The organism is Mucilaginibacter sp. Bleaf8 (assembly GCF_018390515.1).
GTDB lineage: Bacteria > Bacteroidota > Bacteroidia > Sphingobacteriales > Sphingobacteriaceae > Mucilaginibacter.
Genome location: NZ_JAHBBK010000006.1, coordinates 82464 through 106304 on the forward strand (window position 1 = coordinate 82464; position 23841 = coordinate 106304).

Consider the following 23841-nt stretch of genomic DNA (forward strand, 5'->3'; position numbering starts at 1 on the left):
GCTAAAGCGTTAAAGCCTTTAAAGCGGTTTTGCCATAGTTCCCCCAGTCTGTCATGGCCGATTTTATGGTTTCAATAAGCTTTTTATTATCCATTGGCTTTCCTTTTACCGGCGGTTTAATAACATTGGGTTGTATGGGCTGGTCGGTAACCTTGGTAGCAAACCAAGTAATATTTTCATGTGGTAGCGCAACGCCCAATATCATGCCCGGTAAACCGGTGAACGATTCTGGCCCTCCGGATGCGGGTATTTCATCCGTATAAAAAGCTACCACATAAATAGAATCCATAACCAATGCATTAGCCCGGCGGCAGGAGTAACCGGCAATATCCCGCCGCTCATCCGTAATTTTCCAATTGATATGCCTCACGCTATCCTTTACCAGAAAAGATTGTTCAAAAACTGTTTTCTGTGTGGTGCTTATACCGCCGGCCAGATTAGTATAGGTGGTATTATTTTGGGTTACCATCGGGCTTGCAAACCACTGGTCGCCTTCAGTTTCTTCAACAGGAACATACAACGTTTGGTTATTGCTGAAGGTTAACGTGCTTTTGAGCTTTTTGAACTGCGGCTTTTGCTTCTTATATTCTTCATACAATGGCGTATAAAAGCTTTCGTTATTCTTATCAATCATCTTTTTGATGAGCGCATACATGTTTACTGTTTTCTCGAACTCGATGGTGCCACTGGGCGTAAAGCGTTTTGCTTGCGCCAGCACGGTGTAATTGGTAAAGAGAATTATGGCCAGTATTGCTATAATATTTTTCATAATGCTTATTTTTTAGCTTGTGTGCTGCCGCCCATTTTGCTAAAATCCCAGGTGAGCGATAGCATAAAATATCTTCTGATGTTGGTATAGGTAGTTTGGGTCAGCGTATTTCCGTATGCGCTTCTGTCAAAACCTTTGTTTTGGTTTAAAAGATCATAGCCTGCAAGCGATATTTTTAGCTGATCCTGCTTGGTAAATGTTTTGCTGATACGGGCGTTCCAGGTAAAGCGCTCAAAGCTTTGGTTAAAGGATTCGGTTTTTGCCCGGTACTGGTAATCTCCATCACTTCCAATCTGGAATTTTAATGGTAAATAGATATTAAAGCCGCCACTGCTATTAAAGCCATAACCGTTGTTGTTCAGCTTTTGAAGCGAAGATTCACTTACTGTATAGTTAGGCCCTGCAGACAGTTCCAAATCGTACTTTTTCTCTTTATACTTTGATACGTTAAGTGATCCGCTGTAATTGTAAGACTTGGTGTAGTTGATGGCATTATTAATCAGGTTGTAGGCGGTGTTTCCGTTTGCTGACAGATTGAGCCCTATATTAATGCTACCCAACGATTTAACCTTACGGCCGCTATACATACCAAAATAAAAGTTAGTAGCGTTCTTATTGAAATTTACAGACTGGTAAGTGCTTCGGCCGGCAGAATCGACCGTGGCATTACTAACGATAGGGTTGGAGGTAAAGCTATAAGAGCCATAGAGACCTACATATTGCTCGGTAAGCACTCTATATGAATTGTAATTCAAATTGAATTCGTTTCTGAACGATGGTTTTAGATTCGGATTACCAATGGTGATATTAAGCGGATCGGTGTTGTTAAATACCGGCTGCAGCTGATTGATGGTTGGCTGCATGGTATTACCCTGATAAGCCACCCGCAAGTTGGTTTGTGCTGCAAATTTATAGTTGTAAGAGGCCTGCGGATTCCAGTTAACAAAGCTTCTTTTAAATGCTTTGTCAGTAAATTCATCAATTTGCTTATAGTTCACAGTGGCGGCCCGCGTTCCAAAGTTTAAAGTTCCTTTTTTGCCCTTATAATTAAAAATTGCACCGCCCTCGTTGTATAATTGATTGAACTCATAGTTATTACTCAATAAGCTGTCTAAAGCGGTATAACCATTTCCTGAGGCATTATATGACCGGCGGTCTGAGGTGCTGTTGTTTACTGAAAATCCGTAGTTAACTACAACCGTAAAGTTTTTAGCCAGCGGTTCTGTGTAAGCAAGATTTGTTTTTAATACATTGCTTTTCACCTTCTCTGTTTTTAACTGATCAATAACCTGCCTTCTATCAAACCTGCCCGTACTATCATAAAAGTTAATTTTTGAATTTAAAAATCCACGGGCATTGTTTTCGTTGTAAGCTTCATCGGCAGTAAAAGATATGGTGCGGCTCTTTTTCTTGAACTTTCTGTTCCAGAACACATTAGCATGGAAAACTTTACCATCGGTATTGTTCGTAATATCCCGGGTACTTTCGTTTAACAATACGTCATTTCCGCGAACGCTCGTTGCATCATAGCTATCGGTCACCTTACCGCTTCGGGTGGTTGCATCCACAATTACCTTCAAGTTGGATGAAGTATCTATCTTCAGTTGATAAGTAGCGTCAAGCTTTTGCCTGAACATGCTCTTGTCAAAAGATTGATTGTTGTTGCTGTTAATGGTACCGGTTGGCAAGTTATTCTGCGAAAGGACGTTCTTTACACCGGTTATACTTATATCTCCTATTTTATAATTAGTGTTCAGGGATTCTTTGTCTTTATTCCACTTGGTATCATAATGTACGCCGGCAGTTTTTGCAGTTGGGATACCTTCGCCGTTGTAACGCCCGTCAAACGACTCCAGCTCGTCGCCACCACCACCAAAATAAAAGGCGACGCCGCCACCATCCATCATTTCCACGTTACCGGATGATGAACCATATTTCTGACTATCTTGCCAGCCTAATCCCGTTTTGCCGGTATTGGCCAATGTACCATAAACCGAAAGCTTTTGCTTGGCTTTAAAGGCGTTGAACATGGCTTGGGTTTGATAATACTTATCTGTACCTATCCCGCCGTCAACCTTGCCAAAGTAGCCCTGTTTCTTGTCGTCTTTTAGTTTGATATTGATTGTCTTGGCCTTTTTATCGTCATCGATGCCTGTAAAAGCGGCCTGATCGCTTTTCTTGTCATACAGTTGCACTTTGTCTACCATATCGGCCCGCAGGTTTTTGGTAACCAGGGTAGGGTCGTCGCCAAAAAATTCTTCGCCGTCAACCAGTACTTTATTTACCGCCTGGCCCTGCGCTGTAATTTTGCCATCCTTATCAACTTGTATACCTGGTAATTGCTTCAGCAAATCTTCTACTTTAGCATTAGGTTGTATTTTAAAACTACTGGCGTTAAACTCGGTGGTATCACCCTTAATTTTAATGGCAGCTTTTTCTGCTTTAACAATCACCTCCTGCAGTAGCTTCGATTTAAGGATCATATTGATGCGGCCAAATGCTTTGCTGCTTTTTACCGAGTCTAGTTCAAAGTTTTCGGCATAATCGGCATAGTCAGGATAGCTAACCAACAGAATATATTTTCCGCGTTTTAAGGCATTCATATTAAAGCTACCGTCGGCTTTGGCTCTCGTAAAACTTTGCAAAATGGAATCCTTTGCAGTTAATACTGCTATAGTTGCATTTTCAAGAGTTTGATTGGTTGTGGAATCTTTGATCATGCCCGAAACTCCATAGCGGCTTTGCGCAAGTAAAGTAGCGGGTAAGAAAACACACAACAGCAGAATGATGTATTTCATGTAAGGGTCGGTTGGTGACCCAATATAGCTCTTTTTGAAACTTTACAATTACTTTTTACATTTTTTAACAATTTGGCTATTCATTAACCATTTGAAATATGGATAAATCAGATAGAATTTTTTCCTTCCTTGCGATAATTGCTGGTTTAGCTGTAATTGTTCTCAGTATTAACTCTAATAGTAGAGATAATCACCTTCGGAAGACTGGTGAAAAGGCAATCGCATCGGTAGTTCGTACCACGGTAACCATTAACAACCCTAAAAGCAGGACTTATAATTCATTTAAAGATAAAAGTGTTTGGGGTGTTTATCAGTTCAAAGGAAGAAATGGTCAAATTTACGAAGTACAGGGTAAGACGTCTGGCGCACACTTGGGAGAAAAGACGATTATTTATTACGACCCGATTAATCCCGAACAGGACTTTTATTTAGATAGCGATGCTTACGGTTTCTTTTTGGGGATTGGTATCGGTTTAGATATAACGGTGCTGGGAGCTATTTTCTTTATAAGGTCATCAAGATGATTAAAAATGATGTCAAGTACTATTTTTTCTTTAAGGATGCTCGCTAATTTATTTATTGGCTTGCTAAACAGAAATAATAGGTAACCAAGATTATAATACCCGTAGTCCTTGTACTATATTAGGTAATAGTAATCCATAGTTATATTTGGCAAAATAGTATAAAAGTTTACATTATAATATATCTTATGTTAAGTAATGGTAAATCTATATGCTACTTATTAACCTGCTTTTTTACATATAGGGTTCAATTTATAAGATTTTGTCGGGGATAATAAATATGAATATAAACACCTATATGCTGTATCCTATAGCCGGAGCTTGATACAAAACTATACCGCTGCTTGTTTAAGCTATCCCCGACAAATTATTAACATATGAGATGCCCAATAAGTTCACTCAGACGTTGAGCTGGATAGTCACGACAGATATTTCATATAAATCGCTTGTAATCAGTATAATAATATTCATCTCAGACAAATACTTAGAATTTGACTGTACAACGGATTTTCACTGCCCCGACATAATCTTAGCTTTCCGCGGACGGCACCCCTTTCATTATTGATTAATTCTGATTTGTTTCAATTTCCATTTCAAATTATGCCATCTTGTCATTATTTTTACCTGAAACAAGGTTATATCAGTATAAAATTCTTTATTTGAATATATTTGTTTTTATTCATTGTAATTTGTAGGGTGGTGTAACATACAGATATACAGCAAGATGTGCAGGTTTCTTACGACAGTTTCTTAACTTTTTCCCGACAGAATCTTAACTATAAATGGACAAATTCTTAACCTTTGTCCCGACAGAATCTTAGCCACAAGCATTTTTCCCCGACATTTTCTTAGGAATTGAGATGGTTGTTGCCATTTACCCAGAGGACTAGAGGTCTTCAGGCTTCATTTGTGCTTATTTTAAGCGGTGGTAGGACTCAAACACGTTTGCCCAATGTGCAATCCACTGATAAAAGCCTCACGCAGCAGATTACATTGTGCAATCCCCGACAAATTCTTAAGATCTTTTACAGGCGAAGGTCTCGATTGGTGCAATGAGAGATGTATTTCTTAGCGAGGAAGCGCCAAGGCTATGCCAATCGTCCAAAATAATGAACTTGAAATTCCTATCCCCGACAAATACTTAGCTTTATGCCTGCTTATAAGAGAGAAAACTTTAAAGACGTGATTTAACATTTGCTAATTACTTATAGTGAATTGGCATCTCTGACAAATTCTTAGCTTTAATAATGCGCTTTTAAGATATACATCCCCGACATAATCTTAGCTTTTACTAATCGAGAGGTTGCAAGCTTATTGAGCGAACTCGTTCTTGATACTCTTAATTACGTATTCTTTCTTATGTACTATTTCGTGATGAGTAGACAAATACTCCGAAATTTGCATGATCTTATTGATAATATCTTGCCTGCTGATATCCTCACTATTTAATATAGGCCGGATTTCGTTTAAATCCACATCACTGAAGTTGTAATGATCGCGCAGAATATTTTTGATATAATCTGTCTTCTTCGTGTCTTCCTGTGCAAATTCGGGCGTGATCACTTTAAAATTAAGATGCGTAACCGCCTTTCCGTCGCGGATTTCGAAATCTTTAGCCTTACAGTTGAACCAGCAGTCGGCTTTTTCGTAAAGCTCTGCTTGCGCCGGCAATAAAACCCGCCGTTTAAAATCGCTGTAGGATGGGTATTTATTTATGATCCCCAGGTTTTCTTTTAGCTGATCCAGAGAAATGATAAATCCGCCACGCTTTTTCCAGGATGATATGATTTTGTATAATCTCGACGTATATTTCGTTTCGGCATTCTGTGCAATTTCGTAGATATACCGGGTGTAATTGATCGGTTTAGACGAAAAGTCTTTGTCTATTTCAATCAGTTTATGGGCAACTACTTTCTCCATATCAATAGATACGAAAGAAGAATAATCGGCATGTGCCGGAATATCGGCGCTGAAGAGGTTGGTTACCCGAATCCGCTCCTTTTTTTCCTTTGTAGTGTAAGGCAGCTCCAGTACAATAGAGGCCATTTCTTTAATGGCTTTTTTTACATCCTTATATTGCTCTGGCCTGCTGATATCTTTTAATGGAATATTGATCCGTACTTTATCGCTGCTGGTGAAAAGATCCAGCTGCTGATAGTTCAGGTTTTTCATCGACATGTTGATGGGTTCCTGAAGATAATACATGATAGCCGTAAAAATACGCTCCTGGAATAAAGTATAGTTGTATATCGCGTTAGTAATCCGGTTTGGCTGAATTACATAGTTCCTTACTTCCGGTAACATGACCAGTTTCTGCTTTTTCGCTGTTTTTTTTACAACTTTCTTTTTTTCCATACCCGTAAATATCTCCCACAGACAACTGCTTTATAGCTTGGCTGTCTTATAACATCGTTCAGAATTTTAAAGATAGAGATTTTTTATATTTTTCAATTGTAAACACCCGAATAAGCACTGTTGGTTTCCCCTACCCTGCTCACCTGATAATGTATTTCAAAGTACTTTTTATTGTTTAGCTTATAAGTATTTTGTAATTCCCGAAAAATAAAAAAACCTTCCAACACTCGCTGCCGGAAGGTTTCAACCTAAACCTTATCACAATTGCAGACGAGGACGTCTGCGCTTCAAATATGCATGACCAGTTTTGTGTATCCAAATTACAATTATTAATGGGTTATAAAAAAAAGTAATAACCGGGTTTAAAAGGCTTCCTGATCAGACAGCTTATAGACGATTCAAATATTGCATTCTCAAATTACGCTTTTCACAAAAATGATCTAAAAATACTGACTCCATAATTATAAATGCTTTATGAATGAAAACAGGCAAGCCGCATAACATGGGTGTCAAGATCGCAATCAGCGTTTTACAAAGCTTGAACGTCCGTTTCAGCTTTGTAATTATTATATTTGTGTATGACAAAACAGCAGTTGATTGCCTATTACCGGGTAAGTACAGCCGGTCAGGGGAAGTCGGGATTGGGACTGGAGGCGCAACGTAGCTCTGTCAACAGGTTTCTTAGAGTAGACCAACAGGTGCTCAAAGAATTTATTGAAATAGAAAGCGGGAAGAACAATAACAGACAAGTATTAAAGGAAGCGCTGGCTTATGCCCATAAGCATAAAGCAACACTCGTTATTGCCAAGTTGGATCGCTTGGCCAGAAACGCAGCCTTTATATTTGCACTGCGCGACAGTGGCGTAAACTTTGTTTGCGCAGATATGCCGGAAGCTAATACACTTACCATAGGTATTTTTGCAACCCTTGCTCAGTATGAGCGCGAATTAATCAGCGAAAGAACTAAAAAAGCGTTAGCTGCAAAAAAGGAACAAGGTTTCACTTTAGGCAAACCTGAAAACTTAACCCTTGCCGCAGGGCGCAAAGGTGCAGACACGATGCGGCGTAAAGCTTTAACCAATGACCATAACCGCAGGGCATCGGCTATGATTAACAATTTGCGTGCAGCTGGCCATACCTGGACTTCAATTGCCAGTCAGCTTAATGCGTTTGGCTTTCACACCAGTCAGGGTAAGCAATTTCGTGTGGTACAGGTACAGCGCATCTTTAAAAACTTTTCTCCTTCTACAGGTCCTTAAGATATTTATGTTTTTTAAACACTAATTATCATCATTGTAAAAAGGTAATAAATTATAGGTTAATCCGTTTTAACCATTGGCCGCCTCGCCACTTAAATATACTGATAATGCAACACCCATGTAATATTAGAAGTATGGTGTATAAAGCACTACCTTGTTCTGCGTTAAGCGGTTTTAGTAGCCGCTATACTATAAGCTGAAAGTAATGCCTTACCAGATTACAATTAATCCGGAAGAAAAAATCAGAACACTATTTTCACTTATTTGTTATAGGTGAATATCTAAGCATACAATTGTAAATACATTTAAATAGGGTTGCACAAAGCAGCCCAGGCTTGACACAACTAAACCTGTATGGAAGAGAAGATCCGAGTAGATATCAATATAGAAGGTACGCCCATAGCCCACTTTTCGAGCTTTACGCTCAACCAGCGCTTCAACGAGCACCACACCTTCGAACTGCGGCTGAACCATGACCAGATCGAGGGCACCAACCACATTACGCTCGAAAGGTCCAAAGCCTTTATCGGTAAAAACATCACCGTACAGTTCGGCACCCTGCTGGGTAAAGAAAACCAGTTCACCGGCAAGATCACCCGCGTGGAGATCTCCCAGAGCCACGGCTTTCAGGGTGATATCCTGATCAGCGGCTTCAGCCCCTCTATCCTTTTGGACCGCGGGCCTGACCTGGGCTCTTACCTCAATAAAGACCTGAAAACCATCCTGCAGCAGGCCACCGCCGATGCTCCGCAGAATGATCTGAACTTCCAGGTTAAACCCGCTTACACCTCACCCATCGATTATATCATCCAGTACCGCGAAAGCGACTTCGAGTTTATCAACCGCCTTTCGGCCGAGTACCATGAATGGTTTTACTACGATGGCACCCGGCTCAACTTCGGCAAGCCCGATAAGCTGGAAGAAGTAAGCCTGGTATACGGCCGTGATCTGCACAGTTTGCAGTACGGCATGCAGATTGCGCCGCTCAAATACCAGAAGTTTGCCTATCACTCACCGCAGGATCAATTGTTCAGTGCACAGCCTGCGGCAGCAGCCGCCTCTTCGCCTGACCTGGCGCACGTGGTGGATGCCTCCAACCAGGTGTTCAGCAAGCGCTACAACGGGCCGTTGAACGTGCGCATCAACTCCCAGAAAGAGATCGATACGTTTGTGAACGATGAGCACAGCGCCCTGGTATCCGAGCTACTGAGCATCATGGGCAACGGCGATAACCCGGAGGTGGGTTTGGGCAAGGTGGTGCACATCAGCACCAGTATGCGGGCCGAGAACGGTTTCCAGGTGCAGGACTTTGGCAAGTTTCTGGTGACCTCGGTGTATCACCAGCTGGATGGCGTGGGCCATTACCAGAACACGTTTGAAGGCGTATCGGCGGACAGTGAAAAGATCAGCGTTAAGGAAGCGCAGAAGCCGTTTGCAGACATGCAGCTGGCAACGGTGGTAGACAATGACGACCCCAAGGGACAGGGCCGCATCAAAGTGCAGTTCAAGTGGCAGTGCACCAGTAACGATCCTACCGAATGGCTTAGGGTGGTGAGCCCCAATGCCGGGCATGGCGATACGGGCAAAAACCGTGGCTTTTTGGTAGTTCCAGAAAAAGGTGACCAGGTAATTGTGGGCTTTGAGGAAGGAAATGTTGCCCGCCCGATGGTTTTTGGTAGTGTATACCACAGCAATAGCGTAGATAGCAGCAGCTTTGTGAACAGCAATATTAAAGGCATGACTTCCCGACGGGGTAGCGCCCTGATATTTGACGATCGGGGTCATCATTTAACTTTGGGCACCAATGCCGCCAACTTTGTGAACATTAAAAACGGACCGGCGTCACTAACCGCCCAGGCAGGCAGCAAAATTGTTATACACACCGGCGACAGCACTATAACGCTTGAAAAAAACGGTTCCATATCTATCACCGGTAAAAATATATCTATCAATGGCAGCGAAAGTATAGATATACAATCGCCCAAAATCACAATGGGTAATATTGCGGGCCAAGGCGCTACTGCAGAACAACAAGCAGGAGCCACGCAAACTATTGATATTAAGGGCAAAGCCATTACTATAGAGGGCGAAGATACGCTGAATGAAAAATCAAAGGCACTTACGGCCAACGGTACGGAATCACATAGTATAAGCTCAGGGAAATCGGTTAAGGTTTCTGGCGGCCAATTAACAGATATATCAGCTACAACGGTTAAAATAAATTCTTAAGCTATGGGCAAACCGGCAGCACGGGCATTAATTGATAAGGGAGCACATACGGGTCCTATTACCAAGGGTAGCGAAAATGTGATGATTGGCGGCAAACCCGCAGCAAGAGTTGGCGATCCGTTAAAGTGCTCTTCTCATGGAGAAGCTTCTATTGTTGAGGGGTCGAAAACGGTGCTGATTAATGGTAAACCGGCCGCGCGAATGGGCGATAAAACCAGTTGTGGTACCCCTCCGGCCACTCCTCCAAAGGGTGCTGAAGACAAAATGACGGTATTAACGGCGGCAAAAAACACAAATAAAGACGGCACCGTAAAAACACAATACCCCGACAACCTTACGGTTAAAGCATTATATGTTGAATACGGCCTGAAAGACAAAACCAAAAACGGTGACTATGACCAGGCTGCCGCTGGCTTTGGCTTAATGGATTTTAAAGCTAAAGGTGAAAAAGAACTTTTTGGGAAAGGCAACGGCGGTATTGGCGGCAGTGCAGGGATGTCTGTATTAAAGGGCGAAGGCGCGGCCGCTATGTATGGCAGCAATGGCCAGTATGGGTTTGAAACCACCGCTAAAGGCTCTGTTTATTCTGGTGAAGCCGAAGGGTACATCGGCACCGAAAAGATGAAATATATAGCTGCAAAAGCAGAAGGACAAGCTTTCACTGCCGAACATGAAGCTACAGCCGAGCTTTACACAGGTGGAGCCGATAATAAGTATGGTTTCAATTTACAATCGACAGAAAACTTTGCGGCTGTAAAAGGTTCAGTGAAAGCATCGTCTGATGTGGTTAAAACCAGTGGTTCAGTTGAAAAGAATGACAAGAAAACTAAACTAAGCTTAGGTGTTAGCGGTGATGCCGGTTCAGGAGGATGGGATTTAGGATTAGGTGGTTGGGTAGACACTGATGATTATGCCGCAAACGTAAAAGCCAAGCTTGGTGCACACGTTGTATTCGGTTTAAAAATAGACTTGGATTTAACCGTGAACTTTAAACCGTTGGTAGATCTATATCATTATTTTAGGCCGGCCACTAAACCTGGAACTATTTTAACCGGATGCCAAACCGTTTTAATTGGCTAATTAATATCTATGAAAATTTTATGCTGGCTAATTTTTACAGGGTTAAACTTCTGGCTATTATTTTTCTTCACGAAAAAGTTTGAAAGGCCTGTATTATTGAAAATATTCGCTTGGGGTATACCTGCATTATTTGTTATAGCATTGGCTATTATACTATTGATAGGCGTTACTAAGCTGCCAACAGGCGATATATTTGAGTTCTTTTTCTTTTCATCCATATTCGCCTTACTGGTTGTTCTCATGATCAATTTAGTCAATCAGTTCTTTTTTTATATGGTTGATACGGTTGTATCTTTTCATCAAAAAAACAATACTGCCAACCTTGACCGTCAGCCGGTAAAATTCCTGGTATCTAATCAAGACACCCTGAAGCGGGCAGCAACCATTATATGGTTTTTAGGATCTGCTTTGATGCTTTATGGTATCTGGCTCGGAAAAAAGTAAATCACTCACTAACAAACACCCATGAAAACAAAAATTTTCTGCATATTAATTACAGCTATTGTAAGTTCGTGCCAGTTAAACGGAAACGCAAAATCAAATATGGAAAACGACACCTCCCAGTCTGACAGTACAGCTTCGGGCAACAACAGCACAGAGCAAAAACAACCAGCAATTCCCTTTCCGTTGAACAGCGGCTTTTCTGATGATTATTTGAAAGCTACATTTTGGAAATGCAATTACAGCTCGGCCGGACCAGAACATGCTTACTGGGTTATACTGCCTAATACCATCAAGCCTACGTCGGTTGATCCTAAGCCACTGCCACAAGTGGGACTCAACAATATCGGCATCTATAATGTGATTGATAAAACTTTGCCTTACATAGAGGTATGGGTAGCCTACGAAACTGTGAAGGACAAGCAAACCCCAACAGAATGGCTATTGAACAAGCTACGTATCACTGGCGAAAAGGTACTCAACCAAAATGAGATCAACTACCCCAACGGGCAAAAAAACCTGGATGTACTTACCGTAAAAACTATTGGAAACGGTGAAAGGGTAATCAGCCGTTTTACAGGTGTGAGTAAAGGAAACAATTATTATGTGCTGAAAGCATCAGCCAACGAAAAAAACTATGCATCACAGGCAAACACTATTTTTCATATTGTATCACACTGGGGGTTAAAGTAAAGTGAATATGATAGCCGAAAATTTGGTTTTTCCTGTTGAGCAGACCTTACCGGTATCTTACCTCAAGTCAAACTTCTGGAAGTGTAATTTCACATCTGCCGAAAAACCCTTGCAATACTGGATACTTCTGCCTAACAACGTTAAGGTAATCAATGTTAATGCTATAGAGCACCCAGAACTAAGACTTACCGTACTGGGACAATACAGTACGGTTGATGATTCTGCATATATGGAGGTGCAGGTACTGTATGAGCATATTAGATATGACCTGAACCCATCTGACTGGCTATTAAAGAAGCTGGCCATAATGGGCGAAACCATTCTAAATGTAAGGGAAATTAAGGGAACAAGTACCGGCAAATATCTTGATGTACTCACCTACAGGCAATGGCCGGGAGGCGAAGAAATGATATCACGTTTCACTGTGCTTAAAGACTCGGATGCAAATCTATCCGGTGCCAATATATTCTGCGTAAAAGCATCCTGCTTGCAGGAAAATTATAATGAATGTGCTTATACGCTGCTGCAAATTGCAGGTAACTGGGACTTTATACATAAATCAAACTGGCAGATGGCCGAACTCCTGTACCCGTTTGAATATGACTTCACCGAGAAGGTTTCGTTTTATGTACCCGAATCCTGGGATATTAAATTTGAAACAGATAACAGTAAAACCTTTTCCCGCTTCCTGCTTACTCATGACGTTTCAGGTGAAAACAAGGGCATAATTAACGCACACTTTTATAGTCAATCAGCAGCGGCACGTGCAAATGAAATTTATGAGAAGTCTTTTGGCAGATTGTCAGATTTTAAGTCAACAATAAGCCCGTTGACCCCTGAAAGTACATTGAACCCATCCATAGCCGAACTTTGTGTGGCTACCGGTACCATTAAGTATGAAGAAGAACAAAGTGCTGCATATTTGAAGTTATACATACTTAAAACAACGGCGGGCTGGTATTATTTTGAACAGGTAGGGCCAAATCCAAATTTGGAAAATGATTTTTGGGAAGTAAATAAAAGAGCAATGGAAATGATCATCGACTCATTTAACAATCTGGAGTTTACCCAAACAGAGCCGGTAAAACAAGCTGTAAACAAACCGCTTATAGAAGAGGCCCCGGTTGAAAAAAAGAGTTGGCTTCCTCCCGGCTGGAAAAGCTTTCTTGAATAAATGCAGGTTTATTAAGTTAACAGGAGAGTTCCCAAGAGTAAGCTCAGCTATCATATAAACAGCTGATATAAGTTAATAATTATAGCTTGCATAACAGCTTTATATGCAGGCTATAATTAGTTAACAGTGTTTCGATTTAGTTTCTTGAACCGCCACTCACATCATCGTTTTTGATACCGCGCTGGTTTTTCTTCAGCTCGCCGCTCAGCTTGCCAAATTTGTAATTGAAGCTCACGTTAAAGTTACGGGCGTTATTTTCAAATACGGTGAACTGGTAAGATGTGGGCGTACGGATGGTATTGTCAATTTTACGGAACTTCTGGAACGGGGTGTTAGCGTACAAAGCTATAGTGGCCTTTTTGTTCAGGAATTCCTTCGAAATGCTGGCCGAATAGCCCACCCAGTAATTGTCCCGGCCTTGCAACATAACATAGCGGCTGTCATAATCAAAGTTTAGTCCGGCGCGGTAACCTTTATCAAAATTGTAAGTAGCCCCGGCAAACGTGTGCCCCTGGTAGCCTTTTGCGTTGAAAAACTGCCCGTTTACATACCCCTTTAGCCATACGTGCACCAACTGGCTGTTCACATTTACATTCAGCTTGCTTGTAACCGGATAGTTCACATTAAGATCCATACCCAAACGTTTGTTTGCACCTACGTTTTGATATGTTGAGGTACTTACTGCAGTTAAAGGATCGATGATAGTTATATTTTCGACCGTATTATTGGCAAACTTATAATTAAGCCCTACATTGATAGAGCCTTTTTTAAAGGTACTGTAAGTTAGCTCAACGTTATGGCTTACCACCGGCCTCAGATCGGGATTGCCAACATAAATCATGTTAGGGTTTTGTGTATTTATGAATGGGTTGAGCTGCCAGATTCCCGGGCGCTGAATCCTATCCGAATACCCCAAGTTAACACTACTGCTTTTAAAGCTGCGCTGAACCGACACCGATGGCACCAGGTTAGAATACCGCTGATTAATTGCGTTGTTAGCATTTACCGTAGTATATTCAAAACGAAGGCCACCTTTAGCAATCCACTTATCATTAAACTTGTATTGATAAGAATTGTAAAGGCTATAAACATTCTGCTGGTAATCAAAGTTATCCGTTTGCTCAGGTATAAGTATATACTGGTTTGTGGCCTTATCAAAAGTCTCGTTACGCGAATCGCTGAAGTTGTTTCGAAAAATGGCTTTGGCTCCTCCTTCCAGATTCAATTTTTTAAGCGGCTGCACATAGTCTAACTGCAGAGTATGTTCATTGCTTCCCGACTTATTAAATTGCTGGTAATTAGGAAAATTATAATTTACCCTTTCTATAAACTTGCTGTTATTGAACTGATCATTTTTTGACGCATTGAATTTGTAAGATGCTGTAAGCAACTGTTCCTTGTTGCGCTTAAAGCCCAGCTGATAATTTAAACCCGCACTCAAACCCCTATAGCCGTTATTGTTGGTGTTATATGACTGATAGCTATTGTTGCCAGTCACATCGCTGCTAATCAGGTTTGAAATCAAATCCCGATCCACAAAGTTTTTAACCCGATAAAACTCCACTGTACCGGTAAACAGATTCAGGCTATCCGCTTCATAAGTTAGTTCGGTACTGCCGTAAGCATTGTTGCCTTTACGGGCCGTATTGCCTTGCTGTGTCAGGTACGACGATGCAAAAGCCGGATCGTTTTCATTAAGCGAGTTACGGCTTTCATTAATGCTGCTATATGCGTTATTTAGCCTGCCTTGCGTGTAGTAGCCGGCATACCCGGCCAGGCCAAACCTGCCCTGCTTTACCGTCAGATTTAAATTACCGCCCGACCCCCAGATGGTACTATACCGGGCATTGACGCTGCCATTGTACCCCTGCTCCATGTTCTTTTTAGTGATGATATTGATAATGCCTGCAATACCCTCGGCATCGTACTTTGCCGGAGGCGTGGTGATGACTTCAATTTTTTGAATATTACTGGCAGGCATTGATTTAAAAACATCGGCCGGGTTACGTGCTATCAAGGCTGATTCTTTTCCGTTGATAAGAATTTTGTAATTAGTATTGCCCTGTAGTTTAATATTATCATTGCCGTCAACTGATAGCAACGGCACCTTACGCATCATATCTAATACCGTGATAACTTTACTGTCCGGGTCTGCCTGTACGTCGTAGCTCATGCGGTCCACTTCCCGTTTCATTAGCGGCTTAACAGTTACAACGCTTACCTCCTTTAACTGGTTCAATGATGGTGACAAATAGAGTTTACCTAAATCAGTTGTTGCTTTAGGGTTGCTGATATTAATGACCTTGTTTCCATAACCCACATTCACCACCGCCAGTTTATAAGGCTTAATGGCCGGACCATTTATCGAAAAACTGCCATCATCTTTGCTAAAAGTGCTTTTAATGGTAATGTTTGTAACTGCATCTACCAAAGCAATGGTAGCATAACTTAAAGGCTGATTTTTCGCAGAATCGATAACGATTCCCTTTACCGTCATGGCAGCAGGCTGGTTCTGCCCGCGAGTTAGTAAGGCAAAAGAAAGGAATACTATTGTGCTAAGTAAGGCTTTGTTCATAAGGTAGTGATAGTGCTGGTTTGTTGTATAGACTGCCACCTCAGGCAAAAGTTTAACAGCCAGCAAATTATGAGATGCAGAATTACCGCAAAACGTTGCACAGCCTATTAAGTTTTATTAAAGGTAGGCGTTTACTTTTGGTTAAAATGCAGGTTTAACATTATTTAACCAATGATTTCATCGATGCACATATATATTGAATTGACTAACACCTTACCCTTAATAGCTGCATTAAATCACGAAATTTTCTGGCGGAATCATCAGATTCTACCTACACCCACGGATAGGCTACCGAGGCCATGGTTACAAAAAAACGTCATCCTTAAACTGGAAACGGGATAGATGTTTCCAGTTTAAGGATGACGTTGACTTCGATTTATGCGTAGATACCTAAGTACCTGTTAAATATACACGCCTCCTCGACGGCTGTTTAACTTTCTATAAATCTGCAATTTAAAGTTATTCTGCTGCTTTATCCATCGATACAGTTACGCCTGATTTTAAGGATCCGGCACCGGTGTAATGCTTACCGCCTTTCACAAGCACAACTTTTACTTGTTGAACATCATTTTCAATTTTGTAGTTCCCTGCTTTTGAAGCCAGGCTAACTTGCACACGGTTCCCCTTTTTTATTGCGGAGAATGAAAGCAGGCTATAACCTTTAGATTTATAGTCCCAACCATTACCGGCATCCCAATAAAGTTGGCCATTTGCTTTACCTGTCTCATTTAGGCACACATAAAGTGTAAGTGGTGCAAATGAGCGTTCGGTAGTGCTTTCGGTAACCTGGCCTGCCGGAATTATACTACCGCCCTTTATTTTCAGCAAAGCCTGGTAAGGGTCCGATTCCTCTCCTATTACCAGTCGCAGGTTTTCCCAGATGCCCGATGGCAGCGTCGGGTCCTTAGCAAAGGCAGGAACTACCAACAGGTTATCACCTAATAGGAAAGCCTGCTCTTCACTTCTTAATTTTGCATTCTTGGTATCAGCAAAAAACACAGGTGCCATTACCGGTAAACCTGTTGTATGCGCTTGATAAAACAAAGTATAGAGGTACGGCAGTAAACGATAGCGGCGTGATAAAGCAATGCGTGAAGTGTTTTCAATTTCTTTACCAAAAGCCCATGGTTCTTTGTCGTTGGTACCGGCACAGGCGTGGCCCCGTGCAAAAGGCAAAAACACACCAAATCCAATCCATTGCGCCCATAAGTCGCCGCTTGTATTTTCCAGGAACCCGCCTATATCTGGTCCGCTGAAAGGCTGTCCCGAGAGGCCAAGCGTTAATGACATCGGAACAGAAACTTTCATAAATTCAGGGGATGCCAGGTTGTCTCCGGTCCAGGTTGCGGCATAACGCTGGCCGCCCAGCAAGTTTGCTCTGGTCAGCACAAACGGGCGCTTATCCGGGTTAGCTGCTAAAATCCCATTTCTTGATGCCTCAACCATAAAGCGGCCATAAGCATTATGATATAACAAATGCGGACCAGCCGGCAAATTGCCACCACCGCGGTGAGGCGTATTATAAGGCATGGTACCCAGGCGCTGATCTGCCGGAAAATCATTATCATTCACGGCAGGCTCGTTCATGTCATTCCAAATACCATCAATACCCGTACTCATAAAACCTTTGTAAAGGCCTGACCACCATTCACGTGTGCGAGGCATTGTAAAATCCGGGAATGCACAATCGCCCGGCCATACTTTGCCGTGGTACTCCTGACCGTTTGGCTGCTTAACCCAAACATCTTTGGCTGTGCCTGATTGATAAACAGCATAATTAGGGTCAACTTTTACCCCCGGGTCAATCATATAAATTGTTTTGAACCCTTGCTTGTGCAAGTCATCATTCAGCTTTTTAGGATCAGGGAAGTTCTGTTTATTGAAAGTGAATACCCGGTACCCTTCCATATAATCGATATCCATCCATATGGCATCGCAGGGGATGTGTTTCTCCCTAAAGGTTTGAGCTATGGATCGCACCTTTTGCTCTGTTCCGTACGAGAAACGGCACTGATGATACCCTAATGCCCATCTTGGCGGCATAGCTATGGTGCCGGTCAGTTCAGCCAGCCCTTTCAGTACCTCCTGCGGCGATTTGCGATTGATCACAAATACACGGAACAGCGCCCCTTCAGTTTTGAGTTCTATCTTGTCAGGGTCGGTAGTTAGCTCCGACTTCCATGAGCTGTCGAAAATGATGCCGAATGCAGTTCCGTCTTTACGCACACCCAAAACCCAGGGATGGGTTTGATAAAGCCGTTTACCTTCGTCTGTACCATAAGCGCCGTTATCAGTGTTCCACAGCTTAATGGTTTGCCCGTTCCTTAACAGTGGCCCGGTTACTTCGCCGCCGCCATACAAACTGATGTCGCCTTTTAAACGAACAACAGCACTTGCCTTGCCCTCATTAAAAGTAAATTCGGGAACGATATCCCAACCTGCCGGAACAGCACCTTTCAGCACCGGCTCTTTCTGCAAAATTAAGGATGGCGTTTTAATGGGATCAAATCCTGCCGGAATAAATTCGGCAATGGCGTTGCCCACCATGCCCGAGCGCTGAACCGGAACCGGTTTAGCCAGCCCCAAGGCACAGGATAGTAAGCCAACAAAAATCAGAAGATGTCTGGAAAGTAAAGTCATCTGTAATAGTAATATGTTTTATAGTTGAAGCTTTTGATGTGAATGAGCAGATCATAATGCTCATCATAAAATGATTAACCCGCCGGCATACACACTAAACGCATGATGCACGACGGGTTATTCTAATTAGTATCCGGGATTTTGAACAAACTGCGGATTTACCCCCATAACAGATATACCTATAGGAAATACCTCGGTATGTTTATCGCCGTCAGGCTTCTTGTCCCACCAGGTGCCGCTGCTGAATACCCCCCAGCGAATTAGGTCGGTACGGCGGCGATTCTCACCCAAAAACTCACGTCCCCATTCGTCGAGCATCTCTTGCTCATCCAGCTGACCTCCATCTGGCCGATACAAACTTGTTGAACCTTCGGGATAGCTTCTCTTTCTTACCTGATTCAGCAATTGCGCTGCGCCTGGCCGGTCGCCAGCCCTGTACTTGCATTCGGCAAGCATGTAATAGATTTCAGAAAGGCGTATTTCAGCATATGCCGAAGTGATACGATTGGCATCATCACTGGGATAAAGCGGGTATTTCATCATGAACACGCCTGAATTATGATCGGCATGGTTTACATTTGATTCCTTATCAGCAATTCTGGTTCCAGGTTTGGCCCCCCTAAACAGACCCACCTGATCGCGTATAAATAAAGGATAATTGCCTTTATTGCCCTTAACAGTATCTATCCGTTGCTGGCCATTTACTGTATGCCGGTAAGGCAGATAACCATACAGAAACATCCCTTCGCGCTTGCTGTTACCTAAATTTTTGTAAAGCTTCAGGCGCAAATCATCGGGGTACTTTTGAAATTTAACAAAAGGTTTTCCTAATTTGAAGGTGTACTCCACACTATCTACGTCTCGGCCGGGCTGTAAAGCATATTTAGGATTCGCTTGTCCCCAGTCAGTAAAGCCGCAATATAAAGGTGCTGCATCATAAGTCATTCCATTGAAATACATGCCGCCATCATACTGCCAATGTGTACGTGCGAGACTTGAAGGGAAGCCGAAGATAACTTCAGAATTAGGCAAATTATTTGTAAAATCAAACGGGCCATCCCATCGGGTATCCAGACTATAAGAACCGTATTTACCATCTATAATATCCTGGCAAATAGTAGCACAATCAGCAAACTTATCTACCCCTGTATATACCTTCGAGTTAAGATAAAGACGAGCAAGAACCGCCGCGGCGCCTGCTTTAGTCCAGCGGCCTACGCTACTGCTGTTACCGATTGGGGTAGTTCCTAACGCTTCGCGTGTTGGCAGATCCACAATAGCCGCTTTTAATTCCGACTCGATAAAATTAAACGCTTCCTGTGGGGCAACTTGCTTACCGCCTTCAGTTTGGTTTTTTACTTCTTTTACGATGACAATGTTACGGTAGTAATCTAACGCACGCAGGTGAAACCAGGCACGCAGGGTTCTAAGTTCTGCTTTAAAATCCGCCAGTTCAGATGGGGTAACATTAAATTTGGAAGGGTCTTCTATAGCTTCTAAATCTTGAAGTGAGTTGGTAGCTAATACTATTCCCTGATAAAAAGCCCGCCAGGCGTCGCTTGTAAAATTATCGTTAGTTGTCCAGGTATGGTAGTGCATACGCTGGTAATAGCCATTGTCATACCAGTCACCTTCACGGCTATAGGTTCCAAACTCATCAGAGCTATCCTCGTTCACAGCAAATATATCGCCGCCCTGTATACTCCAGTAAGCATGTTCAAACGGACGCAAAAAGTCACGGATCACATCATCGCGCCGACGCAGAAAAGAGTTTTCATCTACGCGGTCGTAAACTTTTTCATCAAGCTTTGTACAGCTGTTTGCCAGTGCCATAAAGACAACCAGCATTCCCGCTGTAAATTTGGTCGATTTAAAATATTGTTTCATAGTGAATAATCATTAATTAGAAGGTAACCTGTGCACCCATAATTACTTGTAACGTTGATGGATAATAGTTTAAAGTGCCATTACCATTGCCATCGAGTTGTAAACCCGGCGTTAAGCCATTTACCGGAATTAGATCCGGGTCGCCTATGCTAAGCTTTTTAAACGTGTGCAGGTTTCGCCCGGCCGCATACAAGCGTATGCCGTGAATAAATTTGGAATTGATTTTTTGTGTATAACCTAAAGAAACGTTATCTATCTTCACGAAGTCCCCGCTTTCCAAAAAATAATCGGAAGGAATGGCAACCGTTGCTCCATTGGTAAGCTTTGAGTATTTACTGCCGCTGTTATAAGCAGAGGTAAGTACATTGGCATCAATTTGAGTTGCAGGGGTACCCAAATAAAACGCAGGTGTATTAAACACCTGGTAACCAAAATTGCCACGCAAAAATATGCTCAGGTCAAATTTCTTGTAGGTGAAGGTATTGCCTAACGATGCTGTGTACTTGGGTAAACCGTTACCTACAAATTGCTTATCATCATTATTGGCTTGGTTAGCAGGCACTATACTTCCGTCTTTTTTATAAACCAATAAACTTCCGTTAGCATCTACACCTGCATTTTTGTACATATAAAAGGAACCAATACGCCTGCCTTCCTGCAAACGTTGTATATTACCGGGAGAACCCGGCCCTGGTAACCCAGCAACATCCAAATAAGGGGCGCCTTTGTATAAGTCGTTTGAAAAGGAAACAAACTTATTGTTATTATAAGCGCCTGCAAAGGTAAGGCTATAGCTAAAGTCCTTCTTTTTAATAAGAGCTGAGTAAAGCTGAATTTCAAGCCCTGAGTTTTTTAACGTACCAACATTCGCGTAAGTAAATTCTTGTGCATTGGGTGGCAGAGGAACACGATAATCACCTAACAAATCCTTATTCGTACGCACATAATAATTTACTGAACCAGACAGCTTACCGTTAAGGATTTCAAAATCAAACCCTGCGTTAAAATTGATAGCTTTTTCCCAGCGCAAATTAGGGTTTACGTTTTGAGATGGGCCATATACCTGATAGTAATTTCCATTGTACGAATAAAACCCAAAAGGACCGTATAATAATAAAGATTTATAATTGTCAAAATTTTGATTACCGGTAACACCATAGTCTGCCCTCACTTTAAGGTCATTCAGCCAGGAAAATTTATTTTTCAAGAAAGACTCTTCCGTCACACGCCATGCTGCCGAAACAGCAGGAAAGTTACCCCATTTATTATCAAAACCGAATTTAGACGAACCTTCATGTCTTAAGCTGGCTGTTAAAATGTATTTATTATCGTAACTGTAATTAACCCGGCCAAAGAAAGCAATAAGTGTTGAACTGTTTTTTGTTGAACCAACGGCATCTTGTCCAAAACCTTCACCTCCGCCATTATAACTGCCAGAACCTAAATTATTCCACAAAAATTCGTCGAATGGAATATCATAATTTCTTGCCCTGAATTGCTCATAGGTATAAAACGAATAGGCGTAACCTCCCAGTAATTTGATGTCATGCTTTTTAATATTCAATGAATAATTTCCGGTCCATTCAAAGTTTTTTACATCATTCTCTTCCTGCTCCTGCTGGGCATAATTTCTCTTGTACTTTGGATCATTTCTAACAATTGTCGAAAGCGTAGATGGCTGGAATGCCAGATTTTTAACCGATGAGCTGGATTCAGACAATGTAGCCGTGGTATACAGGTTTTTTAAAATATTTACCTTGAAAACCCCGCTTAGGTCCAACTTTTTTAGTTCCTGTTCATCCCTAACCAAACGTGCATTCTCTACCGGGTTATTTGAAAAAAAGCCGTTGTTAATAAAATTGTATTGTCCATTATCGCCATAGATAGGAAAGGTTGGATTGAGCGTTAAAGCATAATTAAACCCACTGTAATCGGCACGGCGGGTCTGCGCATAACGGGGCGCCGCTGAGAGTGTAGCTGAATAAACACCATTCTTTGACTTAAAATTGGCGTTGATACGGGTACCATATTCTTTTTTGTTGGCACGCAGATCAATACCATCAGCATTGCGGTAATCTGCTGAGGCGAAAAAATTCGCTTCGTTTGAACCACCCGATATTTGTACAGTATGCTTTTGACCAAATGCAGGCGACTTGCTCACCTCTTTCAGCCAATCTGTACTGCCGCCATAATCATTCCCTTGATTGTTGTTAACCCGGTTTTGAACAAAGGCATCTTTTGATAATACATTGTACTTATTGGTAATATAATCAAAGCTGCTGTACCCATCATAAAACAAGCGCGACTCGCTTGTCCCCTTTTTTGTGGTGATGATGATAACGCCGTTACCGCCCCGCGTACCATAGATAGCCGAGGCCGCACCGCCTTTCAGCACGTCAATCGATTCAATATCGTTTTGGTTAATGTTATCCACATTTGCCCCAATCACGCCGTTTACGATATAAAGCGGACCTAAACCTGCATTGCGTGATGATACCCCGCGTAGTTGAACAGAAGGCACGGAATTAGGATCGCCTGTGGCGGTGTTGGTTACTGTTAAACCGGCTACTTTGCCCTGTAATGCCTGTAGGGGGCTGTTGCTGGCTACAGTCAGTAGTTCTTTCCCGCCAACGTGAGTGATGGCACTTGATACTTCTCTTTTATCAAGTGTGCCGTAACCAACGCTTACTACTACCACTTCTTTCAATGATTTAAGATCCTGTACCAAACGAACATTGATTGATGTACGGTTGCCGGGGGTTATTTCCTGGGTTTGGTATCCAACGAAACTGATAACCAGAACAGAAGATGAGCTGCTTACATTTAACCGGTATTCTCCATTAATATCTGTTTGCGTTCCGTTGGTTGTTCCCTTTTCGGTAACGTTAACACCGGGTATGGCTTCACCTTTCTCGTCGGTTATTTTACCGCTTATTGAAATTGCCTGTTGTTGTTGTTCGAGTGGATTAAAGTGGGGAAACTTTTCACTTATGGTTGCTGCCTGCACCTGATGATTTAGTAACCCAGCCAACAAAAAGGTGGCAGGTTTTTTCCAGTGAGGTAGCTTAATGTTACGTAATGATTTTTTCATAATTGGTTTTTGGGGTGTTTTAACTGGCGGCTTATCTATGTGCTGATGTTATTGCACAAAAAATCAGTTACAGGTATCCTGCATACCAATAGCTTAGCGTCATCATGAGAAAAAATTATTATGGTTATAATGGTAACACACGCACCGGTTTATTGCAGTTAGCTATAAAAGCTCCGGTTTACGCGATGGGCTAAAGTATAGGCTTTATGGTTGCTGCACTTATCAAAGCAGTTCATTTTATATTCAAAATGATTCAGGAATTACATGCTAATTTATACATCTTTAGTACGTTGCACAGATGATTATAAAATGTTACCGTAATTATGTAT

14 protein-coding genes are annotated in these 23841 nt (G+C 42.0%); 7 read left to right on the forward strand and 7 right to left on the reverse strand.

Annotation, left to right across the window (positions count from 1 at the left end; genetic code table 11):
* Position 1: 1 nt before the first annotated feature.
* Complete coding sequence (locus tag KHS38_RS20280) at positions 2–769, reverse strand: GLPGLI family protein (protein WP_213490419.1); 768 nt, start codon at positions 767–769, stop codon at positions 2–4.
* A 5-nt stretch (positions 770–774) separates the two neighbouring features.
* Positions 775–3567 (reverse strand): outer membrane beta-barrel family protein, encoded by a 2793-nt coding sequence (locus KHS38_RS20285; protein ID WP_213490422.1) that lies wholly within the window; start codon positions 3565–3567, stop codon positions 775–777.
* Positions 3568–3665: 98 nt separating this feature from the next.
* Between KHS38_RS20285 and KHS38_RS20290 the strand changes: the two genes are divergently transcribed.
* Positions 3666–4091, forward strand: coding sequence for a DUF3592 domain-containing protein (locus tag KHS38_RS20290; RefSeq protein ID WP_213490424.1), 426 nt, complete (start codon positions 3666–3668; stop codon positions 4089–4091).
* Positions 4092–5399: 1308 nt separating this feature from the next.
* Here the strand turns inward: KHS38_RS20290 and KHS38_RS20295 are convergent.
* On the reverse strand, positions 5400–6443 hold the full coding sequence (locus tag KHS38_RS20295; RefSeq protein WP_213490426.1) for a replication initiation protein: 1044 nt from the start codon (positions 6441–6443) through the stop codon (positions 5400–5402).
* 578 nt (positions 6444–7021) lie between these two features.
* Between KHS38_RS20295 and KHS38_RS20300 the strand changes: the two genes are divergently transcribed.
* From KHS38_RS20300 to KHS38_RS20325, 6 genes are all read left to right on the forward strand, one after another.
* Complete coding sequence (locus tag KHS38_RS20300; protein WP_213490428.1) at positions 7022–7702, forward strand: recombinase family protein; 681 nt, start codon at positions 7022–7024, stop codon at positions 7700–7702.
* A 354-nt stretch (positions 7703–8056) separates the two neighbouring features.
* Positions 8057–9931 carry a type VI secretion system Vgr family protein gene (locus KHS38_RS20305; protein ID WP_213490430.1) on the forward strand — a complete coding sequence of 625 codons (1875 nt, stop codon included), beginning with the start codon at positions 8057–8059 and terminating at the stop codon, positions 9929–9931.
* A 3-nt stretch (positions 9932–9934) separates the two neighbouring features.
* Positions 9935–11011, forward strand: coding sequence for a PAAR domain-containing protein (locus tag KHS38_RS20310; RefSeq protein ID WP_213490432.1), 1077 nt, complete (start codon positions 9935–9937; stop codon positions 11009–11011).
* A 96-nt stretch (positions 11012–11107) separates the two neighbouring features.
* Complete coding sequence (locus KHS38_RS20315) at positions 11108–11455, forward strand: hypothetical protein (RefSeq protein WP_213490434.1); 348 nt, start codon at positions 11108–11110, stop codon at positions 11453–11455.
* A gap of 99 nt (positions 11456–11554) precedes the next feature.
* The gene (locus KHS38_RS20320) at positions 11555–12145 is read left to right on the forward strand and encodes a hypothetical protein (protein ID WP_213490436.1); all 591 of its coding nucleotides are present in this window, start codon (positions 11555–11557) and stop codon (positions 12143–12145) included.
* A 7-nt stretch (positions 12146–12152) separates the two neighbouring features.
* Complete coding sequence (locus tag KHS38_RS20325) at positions 12153–13319, forward strand: hypothetical protein (RefSeq protein ID WP_213490438.1); 1167 nt, start codon at positions 12153–12155, stop codon at positions 13317–13319.
* Positions 13320–13455: 136 nt separating this feature from the next.
* On the opposite strand, the gene KHS38_RS20330 is transcribed toward KHS38_RS20325, so the two are convergent.
* The 4 genes from KHS38_RS20330 to KHS38_RS20345 form a co-directional block, all read right to left on the reverse strand.
* Positions 13456–15894 carry a TonB-dependent receptor gene (locus KHS38_RS20330; RefSeq protein WP_213490439.1) on the reverse strand — a complete coding sequence of 813 codons (2439 nt, stop codon included), beginning with the start codon at positions 15892–15894 and terminating at the stop codon, positions 13456–13458.
* Positions 15895–16353: 459 nt separating this feature from the next.
* Positions 16354–18534 (reverse strand): TIM-barrel domain-containing protein, encoded by a 2181-nt coding sequence (locus KHS38_RS20335; protein WP_213490440.1) that lies wholly within the window; start codon positions 18532–18534, stop codon positions 16354–16356.
* A gap of 126 nt (positions 18535–18660) precedes the next feature.
* Positions 18661–20421, reverse strand: coding sequence for a RagB/SusD family nutrient uptake outer membrane protein (locus tag KHS38_RS20340; RefSeq protein ID WP_213490441.1), 1761 nt, complete (start codon positions 20419–20421; stop codon positions 18661–18663).
* A 16-nt stretch (positions 20422–20437) separates the two neighbouring features.
* Positions 20438–23512 carry a SusC/RagA family TonB-linked outer membrane protein gene (locus KHS38_RS20345; protein WP_213490443.1) on the reverse strand — a complete coding sequence of 1025 codons (3075 nt, stop codon included), beginning with the start codon at positions 23510–23512 and terminating at the stop codon, positions 20438–20440.
* Between the last annotated feature and the right edge of the window lie 329 nt (positions 23513–23841).

Coding starts and splice junctions, on each gene's coding strand:
- KHS38_RS20280 (WP_213490419.1), bottom strand. CDS start 769: ATGAAAAATATTATAGCAATACTGGCCATAATTCTCTTTACCAATTAC.
- KHS38_RS20305 (WP_213490430.1), top strand. CDS start 8,057: ATGGAAGAGAAGATCCGAGTAGATATCAATATAGAAGGTACGCCCATA.
- KHS38_RS20285 (WP_213490422.1), bottom strand. CDS start 3,567: ATGAAATACATCATTCTGCTGTTGTGTGTTTTCTTACCCGCTACTTTA.
- KHS38_RS20325 (WP_213490438.1), top strand. CDS start 12,153: ATGATAGCCGAAAATTTGGTTTTTCCTGTTGAGCAGACCTTACCGGTA.
- KHS38_RS20310 (WP_213490432.1), top strand. CDS start 9,935: ATGGGCAAACCGGCAGCACGGGCATTAATTGATAAGGGAGCACATACG.
- KHS38_RS20300 (WP_213490428.1), top strand. CDS start 7,022: ATGACAAAACAGCAGTTGATTGCCTATTACCGGGTAAGTACAGCCGGT.
- KHS38_RS20330 (WP_213490439.1), bottom strand. CDS start 15,894: ATGAACAAAGCCTTACTTAGCACAATAGTATTCCTTTCTTTTGCCTTA.
- KHS38_RS20345 (WP_213490443.1), bottom strand. CDS start 23,512: ATGAAAAAATCATTACGTAACATTAAGCTACCTCACTGGAAAAAACCT.
- KHS38_RS20320 (WP_213490436.1), top strand. CDS start 11,555: ATGGAAAACGACACCTCCCAGTCTGACAGTACAGCTTCGGGCAACAAC.
- KHS38_RS20290 (WP_213490424.1), top strand. CDS start 3,666: ATGGATAAATCAGATAGAATTTTTTCCTTCCTTGCGATAATTGCTGGT.
- KHS38_RS20340 (WP_213490441.1), bottom strand. CDS start 20,421: ATGAAACAATATTTTAAATCGACCAAATTTACAGCGGGAATGCTGGTT.
- KHS38_RS20295 (WP_213490426.1), bottom strand. CDS start 6,443: ATGGAAAAAAAGAAAGTTGTAAAAAAAACAGCGAAAAAGCAGAAACTG.
- KHS38_RS20335 (WP_213490440.1), bottom strand. CDS start 18,534: ATGACTTTACTTTCCAGACATCTTCTGATTTTTGTTGGCTTACTATCC.